The sequence below is a fragment of the Halorubrum sp. SP3 genome, assembly GCF_005435195.1.
Taxonomy (GTDB): domain Archaea; phylum Halobacteriota; class Halobacteria; order Halobacteriales; family Haloferacaceae; genus Halorubrum; species Halorubrum sodomense.
The window spans coordinates 1-679 of sequence record NZ_SGTU01000215.1 but is presented as its reverse complement, the minus strand read 5'-3'; the positions used below and the strand labels follow the sequence as shown (position 1 = coordinate 679).

Here is a 679-nt window from a genome sequence, read left to right as displayed (position 1 = left end):
GCTCGATGGTCACCCCGGCCGAGGAGAGCTGCTGCGCGATGCGGTTGATGTCCGTCGTGTCCTCGCCGACGGCGGTGACCACGAGGTTCTCCTGCCCGGCGAGGAGCTCTCGGACCTGGATCACCCCCGGGGTCGACAGCGCCTCGTTGGCGAGCGCCGACCGCTTGCTCACGGGGGCCGTACAGGTGAACTGCGTCGTCACCTTCCCGTTCGAGTTCTCGTAGTCGATGTCGGCGTGGTACCCCCGGATGACTCCCTGCTCCTCCAGTCGGTTGATGCGGTTGCGGACCGTCGCGGGGGTGACGTCCACCTCCTCGGCGATCATCGGCGCGGACGTGTCCCTCGCGTTCATCCCCAGGTAGTAGAGGATCCGACGGTCGATCTCGTCGGGGCGGTACGTCATGGCCCCAGCTACTGGCTATCCGGCCAAAGACGTTTTGCCCCTCACACGACGACGCCCCGTGCCCGAGGATCGTTTCGAGAAACGCGGATTCGAAACGACTCAAATACGTATACCGCACTTATACGGGGTAATTTTTTGTTGTTCGAAAACAGAGCGTCGCGTATGGCGTCGGATCGCAGCCGCTCCCCGTTCGAACGGCTCAAGGAGCACTACGACCACGAGGAACTCGTCTGCCCGGCGTGCGGGTTCGAGGCCGACAGAGACGCGAATGCGGCG

Annotated in this window: 1 protein-coding gene; it reads right to left on the bottom strand. The window is 64.1% G+C overall.

Features of this window, described 5'->3' with window-relative positions; all coding sequences use genetic code 11:
* The coding region (locus EXE42_RS16275) for an Lrp/AsnC family transcriptional regulator (RefSeq protein ID WP_137706988.1) at positions 1-403 on the bottom strand (403 nt) is incomplete at its 3' end.
* Between the last annotated feature and the right edge of the window lie 276 nt (positions 404-679).